Below are 12,723 nucleotides of genomic sequence, written 5' to 3' on the forward strand. Positions count from 1 at the left end.
CGATGAGCACGTTGGAAGCCCGCCATCTGGCCAAAAGCTATAAACAGCGTCAGGTCGTTAAAGACGTTTCTTTAACGATAGAAAGAGGTCAGGTCGTCGGCTTACTCGGGCCTAATGGTGCAGGAAAGACGACCTGCTTTTATATGATCGTTGGTCTGGTCCCCTGTGAAAGAGGGTCTGTGCGTATCGATGGAGAAGACATTACTCGCCTACCGATGCATGGCAGGGCTCGAAAAGGCATTGGATATTTACCGCAGGAAGCCTCAATCTTCCGAAAACTCAGTGTTCGCAATAATTTAATGGCAATTCTGGAAACCCGCAAGGATCTGGATCGCAAACAGAGAGAACAAAAGCTTGAGCAACTACTCGAAGAATTCCACATCACCCACATTCGAGACAATCTGGGCATGAGCTTATCCGGTGGAGAACGGCGAAGGGTAGAAATCGCCCGGGCACTGGCGACTGAACCAACCTTTATCCTGCTGGACGAACCTTTTGCCGGAGTTGATCCGATATCAGTCAGTGACATCAAGCACATTGTCGATCACCTTAAATCCAAAAATATCGGTGTCCTTATTACCGACCATAATGTTAGAGAAACACTGGATATCTGTGAACATGCTTATATCGTTAATGACGGTTATTTACTTGCCGAAGGCACTCCGGCAACCGTTCTGCAGAACAGCCAAGTAAAGGAAGTTTACCTCGGTGATCAGTTCCAGCTATAGTAAGCTCTACAATTGTACGTATTTACTGGTGTTTATACATTGATAAGTACGGTCCATAACAACTCAGCCATGACTTATTCGGAAGTTCTCTTATAATGAGTAGTACTCGTGATAGAATCATGCTCGAATACTGTCATCCAACCCCGTAGATTCGAAGGCGCTCATCTAGATTTATGAAGCCAACCTTACAGTTAAAAATAAGCCAGCAGCTGACAATGACACCTCAGTTGCAGCAAGCTATCCGTCTGCTCCAGCTTTCCACACTAGACCTGCAACAGGAAATCCAGCAGGCCCTGGACTCAAACCCAATGCTGGAGACATCCGAGGAAGATGTCAGCAATACCGATACTGCAACCACCGAGCAGCATAACGGTGCAGAACTGGCCAGCGAACAGCCTACAGTTTCAAGCAATGAAACAGAGGGAGCCGTTGCAGACAGCGAGTGGAATGAGCAGATACCCGTAGAACTGTCGACAGACAGTAGCTGGGATGACACTTACCAGAGCTCAACACCAACAAGCAGCTCTTCAACAGCAGATGGTTCATCAATGGACTTCGAATCTGCAGATCATCACAGCGAAACCTTAAATGATCACCTTGAGTGGCAGCTTAACCTGACACCAATGAGTGATATAGATCGTTTGATTGCCATGAGTATTATCGATGGCATCGATATCGATGGCTACTTGCGAACCGATCTCGAGGACATAGTCAAAAACCTGAATGATAATTTAAAGCTTGGCAATGAGAGCGGTGACAACAAAATCATTCAAGAGCTTGAAGTCGAGACAGATGAAGAGCTTAGCGTTGAACTGGATGAAGTTGAGGCAGTATTAAGACGAATTCAACAATTTGATCCGCCAGGCATTGCCTGTCGGGACCTTCGTGAATGTCTTCTCATTCAACTAAACCAGTTACCTTCAGATACCCAATGGATAAACGAAGCCAAACAGCTGGTCGATAAACATCTGGCTCTTTTAGGGAATCACGACTACAAACAGCTGATGCGACGTTGCAAGCTCAAAGAACCACAGCTTAAGTCGGTGGTTGCGCTGATTCAGCAACTCAACCCCAGACCCGGAAACATGATCGACTTTGGTGATGTGGAGTATGTCATTCCTGATGTTTTCGTTAAGAAAGAAAAAGATAGCTGGACCGTCAGGCTTAACTCAGATGCAGCACCCAAAATCCGTATCAACGACAACTATGCCAACCTGGTTCGTCGGGCCGATAACAGTCCTGATAACACTTACCTGCGTAACCATTTACAGGAGGCTCGCTGGTTCCTGAAAAGCCTGCTCAGTCGCAATGAGACACTGTTAAAAGTTGCCATCAAGATAGTTGAACATCAACAGGATTTTTTGGAGTACGGCGAAGAAGCAATGAAGCCATTGGTACTCCACGATATTGCTGAAGCCGTAGAAATGCATGAATCAACCATATCCAGGGTCACTACCCAAAAATTCATGCACACCCCCCGGGGGATATTTGAGCTGAAGTACTTTTTCTCCAGCCATGTAAGCACTGCATCTGGTGGAGAATGCTCCTCTACAGCTATCAGAGCAATAATTAAAAAACTGGTTGCCGCAGAAAATCTGGCGAAACCCCTGAGCGACAGTAAAATAGCAAACCTACTGGAAGAACAGGGAATTAAAGTAGCCAGACGCACAATTGCTAAATACCGTGAAGCCCTCAGTATTCCACCATCCAACGAACGTAAACGTCTGGTATGATGAAGATGAACGGATTCACACCCCGCAAAACCCAATGAAAGTACGCTTAGGAGAGCCATATGCAAATCAATATCACAGGTCATCACATTGATCTCACCGACGCTATTCATGACTACGTTGATAGTAAGTTTGCCAAACTGGAACGTCATTTCGATAATATAACCAATGTCCAGGTCACCTTGACTGTTCAGAATCAGCATCAAGAAGCAGAAGCTATTGTTATGATTTCCGGTGGAGAACTTTTTGCCAAAGCTGAGGATAGTAATCTTTACGCGGCTATTGATTGCCTGATCGACAAACTGGATCGTCAGATAATCAAACACAAGGAAAAACTTCAAAGCCGTAAACAGGGCATTGCCTAAGCTTCCCACCCTTTCGACAAAGAGGCCTTATGTCAATTCATGAGACCCTGATCCGGGAACGGACGTTTCACAACGTTCCCGGAAACAGTAAAAAAAGAGTGCTTGAAAACGCCAGTGAGCTAATCGCTGAAACTGTTGAGTCCCTGGAAGCAGAGGATATCTTTTCAGGTCTGATAGGGCGTGAACGGCTGGGTAGTACCGGTCTGGGAGATGGCGTAGCCATACCTCATTGCCGGCTTGAAAACTGTCAAGAGGTTGTCGGAACGCTTGTCAAGTTACCCGAACCCATTGATTATGATTCGATTGATGGTAACCCCGTCGATTTGCTGTTCTTATTACTGGTTCCCACTGAAGCGACTGAGGCCCATCTCCAAACACTCGCATCCCTGGCTGAACGCTTCAGCCAGGAAGCCTTCCGAAAAGGATTACGAGACAGTGAGAATGCTGAAGGGTTGTATCAGGCCTTTATCAACTTTAACTGAAACCATTTACAATAATTGAAACCATCTACAATACCTATGATAGCTCTTTATTATGGCTGCTTCAGCAGCGGATGAATTGTTTTAAACCGAGTCAATAACCACTGATATCTAACTTAAGCGAACTGATCACAGAAAGCAGGTATCAGGGGTTGAATTCCTGGCATAGGCACTAGAATCTGACATAATCGCGATAACAAGCCCAAGGAACCTTTGGTAGTTGCTATGAAACTGATCATTATCAGTGGCCGCTCTGGATCTGGCAAGAGTACAGCGTTACAGGCACTGGAAGACCTCGGCTATTACTGTATTGATAACCTTCCCGTGGGCCTGCTTCCCAGCCTTTGCGAGATGGTGCTGAAAGAGCCAATGAAAGGCAAAAGCGGCATCGCCATCAGTATCGACGCACGAAATACCTCTCGAGGACTCAGTGAGTTCCCGGTTATCGCAGAAAAGTTAAGCGAATCAACTATTAAGCATGACATCATCTATCTCGATGCTTCACAGAGTACTTTGCTAAAGCGCTTCAGTGCCACCCGCCGCCGTCACCCCCTGTCCGATGAAGATAAGGGCCTGAATGAAGCGATTCAGCTGGAAAAAACCTTACTGGAACCGATGGCCGATCTGGCTGACCTGACTATTGATACGACAAGCCTGACGCTTTATGAGTTACGAGATGTTATTAAACATAGAGTGGCCGGGCGTCGTGGTCAGGAAATCGCACTGCTATTTCAGTCCTTTGGATTTAAACATGGTGTGCCCATGGATGCAGACTTGGTCTACGATGTACGCTGCCTGCCCAACCCCTACTGGGAACCATCCTTAAGAAAGTATACAGGCCAGGATAAAGAGGTCATTGACTACCTGAAAATACAACCTGATGTTCAGGAAATGCTGACGGATATCAGCAACTACTTACACAAGTGGTTGCCAAGATTCGAAAATAATAATCGCAGTTATCTTACTATTTGCATTGGCTGTACCGGCGGACAACATCGCTCTGTATTTCTTGCTGAAGCCTTGGCTGGTCATTTCGGTCAATCTATGGATAATGTACTGGTCAAGCACAGGGAGCTGTCGTTATCGGGGTAATGAATGATTGAGAAGCAGTTAACTATTATTAACAAACTAGGCTTGCACGCCAGAGCCACTGCAAAACTCATCAGTGTCACCAACAACTTCACCAGTTCTATAGAGCTTGGCAAGGACGGCCACGTCGTGAACGGTAAGAGTATTATGTCGGTGATGATGCTTGCAGCCAGTCAAGGCACCGTTTTGGATGTCATTGTCAACGGCGAAGATGAAGAAGCCGCAATCAATGCTGTAGAAGCGATCGTCAAAGACCGCTTTGGCGAAAGCGAATAGTCCCTCCATTCTCCTTCTAGGAGCTGCTCAACGAATAAACTACAATCTACGCTGGTTCAGTCGATACTAGCAACTAACTCTTAAAACACGGCTCTTCTACTAGTGAAGCGCTTAATTCTTAACAAGAACATAAAACAGGAACACGTAACGAAAGCGTTAGTGGATCAAAAGAGTGCTGCAACCATAAACAAAAAGCAAGATCCTGAGAACATTGATTTAAAGAATGTTAATTTAAAGAACCTTATAGAATAGATAACTTCTTATCTAAGCCTTTTATCAGGTAATAACCTGTGAAGGAACGACGACTCGCGCTGATCGAGACCCGAATATGCCGCAAAGTGTTGAAAGAACATACCTGCATGAATTAAACGACGCCCTTGAGGGTGGAGAGTTTCGGCAAGTCAGGCATATGCTCAACCACATTCTGTTACCGGTGGATGTGGCTCACCTAATCGAATCCTCCCCTCCTCGCGCACGTCAGATACTTTGGAATCTGGTTGATCAGGAGATAGAAGGGGAAGTACTCCAGCATCTCAGCGACGACATTCAAGCTGCTTTTCTTAGCCAGATGAATACGGAAGAGCTTGTTGCCGTTACTGAAGGCCTGGACATTGATGACGTTGCCGATGTCCTGCAACAGCTGCCTGATACGGTGATGCTCGAAGTTCTTAATGCGATGGATAAGCTTGATCGGGAACGAGTGGAAATAGTGCTCTCCTATCAGGAAGACACCGCTGGCGGACTCATGGATACTGATACAGTAACCGTCCGCGCCGATATCACCATTGATACTGCACTACGCTATATTCGAAGACACACTGAACTACCGGACATGACCGATAACCTTTTGGTGGTCAGCCGAAAGAATACGTTTATTGGGCTACTCCCCTTAACCACACTCCTCGTCAGCGACCCCAACGTCACGGTCAGAGAAGTCATGATTACTGACGTAGAACCGATTCCTGCTGATCTTCCCGATGATGAAGTAGCATTGCTGTTTGAACGGCATGATCTGGTTTCCGCCCCCGTCGTAGATGCTGACGGAAAGCTCCTGGGACGCATCACAATTGATGACGTGGTTGATGTTATTCGTGAAGATGCCGATCATTCACTGATGAGCATGGCAGGCTTGGATGAAGATGAAGATACATTTGCGCCTATTTGGAAAACAACCCGCAGTCGAGCAATATGGTTAGGCATTAATCTCATCACTGCTTTTATTGCCTCTGCTGTAATCGGAATGTTTGAAGACACGATAGAAAAGGTGGTCGCACTGGCTGTGCTGATGCCTATCGTTGCAAGCATGGGTGGAATAGCCGGAACTCAAGCACTGACGCTGGTCATACGAGGAATGGCTCTGGGACACGTAGAACGCAGCAATGCGGGGTGGCTACTGAACAGAGAGCTTATTGTCGGTGTACTAAACGGCATACTCTGGGCAGCTGTTGTCGCAGTGGCGGCAATACTCTGGTTTGATGACGTAGTGATCGGTGCAATTATTGCCTCGGCTTTGATCATCAACCTTGTCGTAGCCGCCTTGGCTGGGACGTCACTGCCTCTCGTACTCAAGGCGAAGGGGATTGATCCAGCTCTGGCAGGAGGAGTCCTGCTGACCACTATTACTGATGTTGTCGGTTTTATGGCTTTTCTAGGCCTGGCAACGCTTATGTATGGGTAAGTATTAGATCCACTTTGCATGCAGAATGGATCAACAGAGCATAGATAAACTTGTATACAGATAGATCAAATGAGAACAGATATGAGCGATTTTTTTGACGACGAACCTCAGGATGAAGAGGACATAAAAAGCAGAACCCAGATTAAAAGGGAAGCCGAAGCGCTGCAAAGCCTAGGTAAAAAACTGATCGGACAGAAGCCGGAAATGCTGGCCAAGCTATCTCTCAGCGATGAATTAAGAGCCGCCTTGAAAGAAGCGGGTCGATTACGACAAAACGAAGCCAAGAGGCGTCACCTTCAATATATTGGAAAACTGATGCGGGCTGAGGATGCAGAGCAAATTCGCGAGCATATTGAGCGTCAGGAAGCAGGAACCCGGGCCTATACACAACACTTTCATCAGCTGGAAAACTGGCGGGATCTCCTACTGAATGATGACAAACAAATAGAGCCCTTTGTCAGCGCCTACCCGGACGCGGATAGACAGCACTTGCGTCAGCTGGTTCGCAATGCTCGAAAGGAAGCAGAAAGAAACAAGCCACCAGCGGCCGCACGCAAACTGTTTAAATACATACGCGACCTGGATGATAATCAGTAATCAGGAAGTTCCTGCATTCTTTATCTGTGGTAATTCAGACTTTGCCGATGCTCTCTAATCGGCATTTTCTCCCTGATAGTCTGTAATTGCTGAAGATCGATTTCGGCGCTAACCACCCCCTCTCCTTTCTTCAGCTGCCCAAGCACCTGCCCCCAGGGGTCAATAATCATCGAATGACCAAAGGTTTCCCGGCGCTCATTATGACGCCCACCCTGGTCTGCCGCCAAAATATAGCATTGCGTTTCAATCGCTCGTGCTCGTAGCAGTATCTCCCAATGAGCAGCCCCGGTAACCTGAGTAAAAGCAGCAGGAACACAGAACAATTCAGCCCCTTTGTCCAACAAAGCCTGGTACAACCCAGGAAAACGCAAGTCATAGCAAATACTTAAACCAAGGCGTCCTATCGGTGTATCAACCACAATCAGTTCATCACCCGGCTCAATCTGATCTGACTCTCTATAGGCAGACTGAGAATCCGAAACATCAACATCAAACAAATGAATCTTGTCATAGCGGACCTGCTCTTTGCCCTGGCTATCGACCACAAAACAGGCAGACCGAACACGTTTACCGGAGTCCGACAGCACAGGCAGAGATCCTCCGACCAGCCAAAGATCATTCTTTTTCGCCTGGTCCGATAAGAACTGACGAATAGGGCCTTGGCTGTTCTGCTCATTCCCTCCCCGTTCTATCAGCTGGGAAGTATTAAAGACTGCAAAATTCTCTGGTAATACTGCCAGCTTTGCCCCCTGCAGGGCCGCTTCAGCAATCAGATCAGCGGCCTGAATGAGGTTATGCTGCCAATCAGCGCCACTAACCATTTGAATTACAGCGGCTTTAGACACTAGGTTACTCCCTATCAATACTTTAAATACTCAACCACGAATATGAGGGTTCTCTTCCCGCTCCTCCCCCACAGAGGTATCCGGACCGTGGCCCGTTACAACGACAGCCTGTTCGTCCAAGGTAAAAATCCGCTCTTTGATAGAACGCTCTATCTGTCCAAAATCACCACCCCAAAGGTCTGTACGCCCAATAGAGCGTCGAAATAGCGTATCACCAGCAACCAGCAACTTGGCTTCATCAAACCAGAAGCTGGTCGATCCTGGGGAATGGCCTGGTGTGTGAACGGCAACTCCGCCGCAGCATTCCAGCGCCTGATCATCTTTAATCCAGTAATCAGGATCAGGCTGTGGGACATAAGGTATACCAAACATCCCGCATTGTTGCTCCAGCATATCCCACAAAAACTTATCGTCCTGATGAAGGTGAATAGGAGCCCCCGTCCGGGCCTTAATCTCTCCCGCAGCGAGAATATGATCCAGGTGCGCATGAGTATGGTAAATAGCTACAACCTTGAGGTTCAATGCTTCGAGCTCAGCCATGATAATGTCAGCATCCCCGCCGGGATCAACCACGACTGCTTTACCCGTTCGACTATCCCCTAAAATTGTACAATTACATTGCAGAGGCCCCACTGGAAAAGTCTTACGGATAAAACTTGCCTCCACCGAAGCATCTGCCGAATTAGCTTCTTTTAAAACAGTACTTTTCAATTCAGTATCCTGCACCAGAATGACTCCTTACAATCCACGCCGAGTATCAATTTATCTGAAAGCAGCCTTTTCCGAAAGCCAGCTGTTCCAAAACCAACCTTACCGACTCCCTCAGCTTACCGCCGATATCCAACATCCATAAAGACCCCGTTGTCCTGAAAGAGATTATCGCTCGGAGGAGGAACCACTTTCAGACGGTTTTTTTGATACCACAGGTTCAATTTCAGGCTCTTCCCAATCACCAGAAATAGTATACCGAGCCGTAGTAAATTTACGAAGTTGCTTTCCTACCAGCTTCTCAACCAGAAAGAGCGCCCCCGCTACCTGTGGAGTACTCAGTAATACGGCTGTCAAAGGCAGGTTCTCAGCAAGTGGTACCGTAATATCCATTCTTTGATCCAATGTCTTGTTAAGCAGATCAAAAGAACCCTCCAAACGAATATCCACCGTAGGCCCTGTCAAACTGAGAGGCTGAACGTTGCTGGCAATACCCTGATCAATACGATAGGCAGCAGATATTTCGTCAAAGCTCACGCCCTTGCTGGAGAGATCAGAGAAGTCCAATCTCAGACGACGCCCTAAAGCATTAAAATTAAGCAATCCGAAAAGTTTTAACGCCCCCCCTGATCCCGTTGTGTCCAAGAAAAGCCCCTGGCCGGCAGAAAGCTCAAGGTCACCATAAAGAGAATGAAAATTAAAATTCAACGGGGACCCACTCCAGCGAAGTTTTCCGGCCACCCTGGCATCTTTACTTTCGAGTGTTTTCTCTGTGCCCCAGGCCTCTTGCACATCGCCAAGCTGTGCGGCAGCTAAGGAAAGATCGATATAGGTCTGCTGCCCATCAACCGTATCCAACCAACGCATATCAGCTTTGGTAGTCACTTCTTTGACCAGCCCTTCAATACCGGTTATCTGAACACCATTTTCAACCGGCTCCACCGCCAATGCCCAGCGTCCATAGTCTTCTTCGCCTATTTTGAGTTCATTAACACTGAGCTGCATCAACGGTAATTGCGACGGGTCAAAATCCGCCAGGAAATCAGGTTTTTGAGCTGTAGTTTGCTGCTCTGCAATGGGACCCACATCCTGATTATCGTTATTCTCTTGGTCATCAAAATCAGGTAAACGAATGTATTCAAAATCGGCTTTGATTGGCTTCTGAGTTTGAGTAGGTAGCAATACGGTTCCCAGCAATACTGGCGAAGCCACCCTCAGTCGCCAGCCTTCCGAAGAGGGCTCAAGTTTGATGCTAAGACCGGCACCAATACTGGCAACGGCATTCGATTGCTCTCCAAAGGCTGCATCGAATACAAGATTATCCGTATATAGATCGACAGCTTTCAGTAGCGGGTTTATCTGAGGGCGCCCCCCCTCAGCAACGGCTTCGGGAAATAGCCGATCCAGAAAACGTTGCCAGGACTTTGCGTCAATTCGCGCCATCGAACCACGAATCCATAAACCATGCTTCCTGGCCCGAGGAGCAGACTGGCCCGCACCAAGCACCAGCTCCCCACCACTTATTCCATCCTCCACCAATGCCAGCAATGACTGAAATTCACGGCCATACTTGATCGTCAACCATTGTTGCTCGCCAGTCAGGTTAGCGCTGACCGCTAAGGGGACTCGCTGGTCTGCCGTTTTTGCAAATGGTTCAGGAAGATGCTGACTCGCCACCCCTTCCAGAGAACTGCTGACCTTTAAACGCGTGCAATCTGTAGATGCCGTGCAAATATCAAGGTTCGCAAAAACCTCCGCTGACCCGTCAAAAAAGTCTAATACCGGCTGCTTAAGCCAACGATTGAAACGACGGATATTTACCGGCCCCGTCGCCTCAATTAATGTGTGCAGACCTTTAGCGTCCTCTGTAGTGTTGATTCGAGCAGCTATTGGCTGCTCCATAAAACGTCCTTTGATCGGGCCGGAACTCAATCCATCGGATTCATGGTAACTGATTCGACCGGAAAGTTGATCAAAAGAAAGATCAAGCCCGCTTGACGCATAGGTTGCATCGCTAAGATCAGTAAGCACACGAATTCTGGAACGATCAGCATCCTCAAGATCAATAGCCAGATCCAGCCGCGTTTTCGCTTTCCCGGACAACTGCCATTGAGCAAACTCCTCTCCGAGGTACTGCTTGGTGGGTGCTTCCAACAGCACTTTTCGACCATCTGCTGCCGGTCCGGCTAAATGAGCCTTAACCTGCAACTTTTGTGAGTCTGGAGGCAGGTAGACTTCTCCAGATGTGATCTGAGTGTTATAAATCTGTCCACTGTTAATACTGACCAAAACTTCTGAGTTCTTTATTAAGGTATATGACTCAGAGTGAGTAACCTGAGGCCAGTCGGGCTGGTATTTAATCACCCCCTGACTAACATCAAAGAACATCTGAAGACTGGGATCGGGCGCCCAGTCTTCAAGAGGTCCTTGGTAAAAAAAGCCACCGGAATTTAGATGCCCGGCCTGAATTGATTGAGACAGCCAGTCAAACAACCCCTTATCCACAATCTTATCAGGCACAAATAGTGGTGCCTTACTTCCATCACTGTTATCCATACCAATCAGCAGAGTAAAGTTGCTTTGTTCATCTTCTGAAAATGGCAAATCCAAGCTAAAGCGCCCGTTCGCTTCAACACCTTCCTGCCAGATCTGCAACCTCTGACTCTCCACCTCAACAGCATCAGATCGCAACTGCCAGGAAACCCGGCCACGGGCACGATCCAGCGCCCACCCCTGCTGATACAGCTCAGGAAAGTTCATCTTCAAGGGACTATCGAAATCAACACTGCCACCATTCTGATCGACCCTTAACAACCCTTTGACGCCTCGTAATTCCGGGGCACCACTCCAGGCAGACACTCCAACCTTATCCAAGTCAGCCTGCAGCTCAAACGCCAGCGGCAAGTCCTGTCGTATACCACCAACATTGATACTTAGGTTTTTCAACAGTCCTTTGGGGGTCAATACGCTCAGCTCTTCTTTTACAGCCTCAGGTACCACAGAACTGGCTAACAACAGCGCAGTTGAGCTTTCAAGATCCAGCTGATTCAGAGATAACTGCAAGTCTTGGTGCTTTCCCCACAGGCCCTGCAACTCCTGAAAGGGAAGAGTTTTCTGATTAATTTCACCGTGCAAGCCACTCAACTGAAACAGCCACTGTTGAGGCCCATCGGACTGGAGCAGCAGACGGGTTTGAAAATTAGTCAGCTGCTGTTTTTGAGCAGACAAGGCCTGGCCATTCTTTCCAGCCGTCGCTGATTTCGGCGAGCTCTGCCAGGCCAGCTTCGGTATCTGCAAAGTTCCCGACAGTCGCCTTAACATTGCTCCCTGCCACTCTCCCCACAATTGCGAGGAAAATTCAAGTGTCTGCAATTGTGCCAAAGGGATTGATTCTCTATCGTCTGAGAGTGCGGTACTCAAGGTCGCATCCTGCTGGACCAAGGATTTCTCGATCGGGGCGACAAATTGCGCGGGTATCAAAGGTAACCAGACGCCTTTATTCTGTTGGGGAATATTAATGTAAAAACGGGCCTGAAATTTATCACTACCCGGCAATCCTTTCCCTAGAGCGATCAGCTCTAGTGATTTCTCTGATCCCTCGCTACGACTATCTGCTATTTTCGCTTGAAAATTGTAACGACCACCTTCCCTGTCCAAAGAAGCGTTAATAAGCTGCTGTGGATAACTCTCTCCATTTTCCAGCTCGACAGCAACCCCCATATTCACCAGACGAACCTTTCGGTGCCTTAACAGATCTGCCAGCATCTCAGCTAAATCAACACTGGGCTCCGTATCAGTGTCGCCGTCCATTCCGTACAACTGCCAGTCGCCACTGCCATTTCGGACAAGTTTAAGTGTCAGCTTATCCAATAACGCGTATCTGAAGATGGCCCTTTGCTGCAACAATGACCGTATCAGATCCAACTCCAGTTTCGCGCTATCCAATTGCACCAGATATTCCCCATCAGGGTTCTGAACACGGATATTGCGAGCACTCAACATGGGCCGAAAATGATGCCAATCCCCTTGTAACTCACCAATAGAGAGCTGATAACTATCTGTACTTAACCACCGCTCGACAGTCTCTTTTTGCACAGGAAGGCTGTACATCAGCAGCCTGGCGCCGCTAAGCACAAGCGCCAAAGCGATGCAGACAATCATAACAAGCTTAAGCTTGAGTCGAATAAGGGTTTTCAGGTAACTCAATAGATTCATGGCTAGGGTCCTG

General features: G+C 47.7%; 11 protein-coding genes. 8 read left to right on the top strand and 3 right to left on the bottom strand.

Annotation, left to right across the window (positions count from 1 at the left end; translation table 11 throughout):
• Positions 1-2 precede the first annotated feature (2 nt).
• The 8 genes from lptB (at position 3) to yjgA (ending at position 6,942) form a co-directional block, all read left to right on the top strand.
• Positions 3-728: an LPS export ABC transporter ATP-binding protein gene (gene lptB / locus BGP75_RS18400; protein WP_076720329.1), complete on the top strand. Its 726-nt coding sequence runs from the start codon at positions 3-5 to the stop codon at positions 726-728.
• Between the two features lie 173 nt (positions 729-901).
• Complete coding sequence (locus BGP75_RS18405; RefSeq protein WP_076720330.1) at positions 902-2,461, top strand: RNA polymerase factor sigma-54; 1,560 nt, start codon at positions 902-904, stop codon at positions 2,459-2,461.
• Between the two features lie 59 nt (positions 2,462-2,520).
• Positions 2,521-2,823, top strand: coding sequence for a ribosome hibernation-promoting factor, HPF/YfiA family (gene hpf / locus BGP75_RS18410; protein ID WP_076720331.1), 303 nt, complete (start codon positions 2,521-2,523; stop codon positions 2,821-2,823).
• Positions 2,824-2,852: 29 nt separating this feature from the next.
• Positions 2,853-3,305: a PTS IIA-like nitrogen regulatory protein PtsN gene (gene ptsN / locus BGP75_RS18415; protein WP_076720332.1), complete on the top strand. Its 453-nt coding sequence runs from the start codon at positions 2,853-2,855 to the stop codon at positions 3,303-3,305.
• A gap of 222 nt (positions 3,306-3,527) precedes the next feature.
• Positions 3,528-4,394 carry an RNase adapter RapZ gene (gene rapZ, locus BGP75_RS18420; RefSeq protein ID WP_076720333.1) on the top strand — a complete coding sequence of 289 codons (867 nt, stop codon included), beginning with the start codon at positions 3,528-3,530 and terminating at the stop codon, positions 4,392-4,394.
• Positions 4,395-4,397: 3 nt separating this feature from the next.
• The gene (locus tag BGP75_RS18425; RefSeq protein WP_076720334.1) at positions 4,398-4,667 is read left to right on the top strand and encodes an HPr family phosphocarrier protein; all 270 of its coding nucleotides are present in this window, start codon (positions 4,398-4,400) and stop codon (positions 4,665-4,667) included.
• Positions 4,668-4,995: 328 nt separating this feature from the next.
• Complete coding sequence (mgtE, locus tag BGP75_RS18430) at positions 4,996-6,345, top strand: magnesium transporter (protein ID WP_076720335.1); 1,350 nt, start codon at positions 4,996-4,998, stop codon at positions 6,343-6,345.
• Positions 6,346-6,426: 81 nt separating this feature from the next.
• On the top strand, positions 6,427-6,942 hold the full coding sequence (gene yjgA, locus BGP75_RS18435) for a ribosome biogenesis factor YjgA (RefSeq protein WP_076720413.1): 516 nt from the start codon (positions 6,427-6,429) through the stop codon (positions 6,940-6,942).
• Positions 6,943-6,962: 20 nt separating this feature from the next.
• On the opposite strand, the gene BGP75_RS18440 is transcribed toward yjgA, so the two are convergent.
• The 3 genes from BGP75_RS18440 to BGP75_RS18450 all read right to left on the bottom strand — a co-directional run bounded on the left by BGP75_RS18440 (position 6,963) and on the right by BGP75_RS18450 (position 12,710).
• Positions 6,963-7,787, bottom strand: a complete 825-nt coding sequence (locus tag BGP75_RS18440) for a carbon-nitrogen hydrolase family protein (protein ID WP_076720336.1) — start codon at positions 7,785-7,787, stop codon at positions 6,963-6,965.
• A 30-nt stretch (positions 7,788-7,817) separates the two neighbouring features.
• Positions 7,818-8,513 (bottom strand): MBL fold metallo-hydrolase, encoded by a 696-nt coding sequence (locus BGP75_RS18445; protein WP_233152974.1) that lies wholly within the window; start codon positions 8,511-8,513, stop codon positions 7,818-7,820.
• Between the two features lie 150 nt (positions 8,514-8,663).
• Complete coding sequence (locus tag BGP75_RS18450) at positions 8,664-12,710, bottom strand: YhdP family protein (protein ID WP_076720337.1); 4,047 nt, start codon at positions 12,708-12,710, stop codon at positions 8,664-8,666.
• Positions 12,711-12,723: the final 13 nt, after the last annotated feature.

The sequence above is a fragment of the Motiliproteus sp. MSK22-1 genome, assembly GCF_001968815.1.
Taxonomy (GTDB): Bacteria; Pseudomonadota; Gammaproteobacteria; order Pseudomonadales; family Balneatricaceae; genus Motiliproteus.